Source organism: Brassicibacter mesophilus (assembly GCF_050433385.1).
GTDB lineage: Bacteria > Bacillota > Clostridia > Tissierellales > Proteiniboraceae > Brassicibacter > Brassicibacter mesophilus.
In genome coordinates this window covers 1-2,413 of record NZ_JBNPXI010000050.1, presented here as the reverse complement: position 1 = coordinate 2,413, position 2,413 = coordinate 1, and the positions used below count along the sequence as shown (strand labels likewise).

Genomic DNA, 2,413 nt, shown 5'->3' with positions numbered 1-2,413 from the left:
TTACTTGAACTAAGAGATGTATATAAAATATTGAAAGCATAAAAATATAAACCCTAGCATAATCCTTGATTTCGATAGGATATTGCTAGGGTTTTTTTGTTATCCATAAAATAAGCTAATTAATATTATAGTAGAGAGAAAGAAAATTTAAAGAAAGGATGATTTATATGCTATATATGAATTGTTGCTATCCATATTTTAATATGTGTGGTAATCTAATGAAAATAGAGGGAATAGGTAAAATTAAAGCTTTGCCTGATATAGCAGAAATATCATTAGCTGTAATTACAGAAAATGAAAAGCTAGGAATAGCTCAGCAACAAAATGCAAATAAGGCCAATGAAATGATTAATTCATTATTAAACATAGGAGTTCGTAGAGAAAACATTAGAATCAATTGAACAAATATATGACTATATTGATGGCAAAAGAGTTTTACGAGGTTATAGAGTCACAAACAAATTTGTGATTGTTGTTGAAGACATAAAAAAAATAGGGACAATTATTGATACGGCAGTTGAAAATGGTACAAATACTGTGTATAATGTAGAATTTCAAATATCAAATCAGTCTGCATATTATCGTGAAGCTTTGACTAAAGCTGTTGAAAATGCTATAGAAAAGGCTTGCGATATAGGAATTATACTAAGAACAAATATTAATAGTATTCCAATCAAAATTGTTGAAGAGCATTATGAGTCTTATTCTCCAAGACAACAAGTATTTAGAGCACCTGAAACTGAAACTCCAATTATTGTAGGTGAAGTAGAAATAAGTGCTAAAATTATAGCAATTTTCACGTACTGAATTCATTTCTATTTTATGTTACAATTAATTATGTAATATTTTAGTTATTAGATATTCACTATACAATCTAAGTTCAAATAGAGAAATTTAATTGGAAGGGGTGATAGAAGATGTACACACTTGAGCAAGTCCAGAGTATAACATTAGGCTGTAATAAATGTAATTTATCTCAAACAAGAACAAAGGTAGTATTTGGTGAAGGAAACAAAAATGCAGATATAATGTTCATAGGCGAAGGCCCAGGGTATAATGAAGATATCCAAGGTAAGCCTTTTGTTGGAGCAGCAGGACAGCTTTTAGATAAGATGCTTTATGCAATAGATATAAAGAGACAAGATGTATATATTACTAATATTGTAAAGTGTAGACCACCAAATAACAGGAACCCTTTATCCCAAGAGACCAAAGCTTGTATAGAATATCTAAGATGGCAAGTTAAATTAGTTGACCCTAAGATAATAATCTGTCTTGGAGCTGTTTCAGCGAAAAATATTATTGGATCAGATTTTAAGATAACAATAAATAGAGGTAAATGGATGAATGTAGGAAAATATTCTGTTATGGCAACTTATCATCCTGCTGCATTATTACGGGATGAAAATAAAAAAAGGCCTGCTTGGGAAGATTTTAAGAGTATAAAAAATAAATATCAACAAATTATACAGATAGAGACTTAAGAAAAATTATATAGGTAGGGAGGAATCAGCTATTGAAAGAAAAATTAATGGATGAACTGAACACTCAAATTATATCAGTATTTAATGACAAAGAGCTTGTGATAGGCAATGGAAGTTTAGATAGCAGAGTATTGTTAATAGGAGAAGCTCCAGGAGCAAAAGAAGTCGAGCAAAAGAAACCTTTTGTAGGGCAAGCAGGCAAGCATTTACAAGAATTTCTAGATATACTGAAACTAGATAGAGATGAATTGTATATAACGAATACGGTAAAGTTTAGACCAACTAAGGAAAGCAAAAAAACAGGTGGTAAAGTAAATAGAGCTCCAACTAAATCAGAAATAAACCAATTTAAAGAATATCTTTTTAAAGAGATAAATATTGTTAGCCCTCAAATCATTGTTACCCTTGGAAACGTACCTTTAAAAACTGTGCTACAAGATGAGCAAGCTACTATAGGTGGTTATCATGGTAAAAAATCAAATGCTACAATATTAGGTGATGAATATATACTATTTCCTTTATACCATCCTGCAGCAGTAATATATAGAAGAGAGCTAAGAGAAGTATACTTAAATGACTTAAGACGATTAGCAGTACTACTAGAAAATTAGCAACCAAAAAATGTATTGCTAAAATCTATTGACTCAAGGGGCATGTATGTGGTATAGTAATCCTTGTCGTTTAAGACAGAGAAACAAAACATATAAGCAAAAGAAAAAAAGAAATTCAAAAAAACAGTTGACATAATGTCGAAAATCTGATATAGTAGTAAGAGTCGTCACTAAGCGACAACGCAACAAAAGTAAGATAAAAAAGCACTTGACACAAGGAAATAAAAGTGTTAAGATAATAAAGCTGATGTTTGGCCTTTGAAAACTGAACAGTGAAAAGACAAGTTTAATAACAGCAAAGCTGTTAAAACAACTTAT

Annotated in this window: 4 protein-coding genes; all 4 read left to right on the top strand. The window is 30.4% G+C overall.

Annotation, left to right across the window (positions count from 1 at the left end; all coding sequences use genetic code 11):
* Nucleotides 1-167: 167 nt before the first annotated feature.
* The 4 genes from HNR33_RS22735 to HNR33_RS22720 all read left to right on the top strand — a co-directional run bounded on the left by HNR33_RS22735 (nucleotide 168) and on the right by HNR33_RS22720 (nucleotide 2,095).
* Nucleotides 168-401 (top strand): SIMPL domain-containing protein, encoded by a 234-nt coding sequence (locus HNR33_RS22735; RefSeq protein WP_429088289.1) that lies wholly within the window; start codon nucleotides 168-170, stop codon nucleotides 399-401.
* Nucleotides 397-807 (top strand): SIMPL domain-containing protein, encoded by a 411-nt coding sequence (locus HNR33_RS22730; protein WP_429088292.1) that lies wholly within the window; start codon nucleotides 397-399, stop codon nucleotides 805-807. The genes HNR33_RS22735 and HNR33_RS22730 overlap by 5 nt, the downstream gene beginning before the upstream one ends.
* Before the next feature lie 110 nt (nucleotides 808-917).
* Nucleotides 918-1,484 (top strand): uracil-DNA glycosylase, encoded by a 567-nt coding sequence (locus HNR33_RS22725; protein WP_429088286.1) that lies wholly within the window; start codon nucleotides 918-920, stop codon nucleotides 1,482-1,484.
* Nucleotides 1,485-1,516: 32 nt separating this feature from the next.
* On the top strand, nucleotides 1,517-2,095 hold the full coding sequence (locus tag HNR33_RS22720) for a uracil-DNA glycosylase (protein WP_429088283.1): 579 nt from the start codon (nucleotides 1,517-1,519) through the stop codon (nucleotides 2,093-2,095).
* The last annotated feature ends 318 nt before the right edge of the window (nucleotides 2,096-2,413 follow it).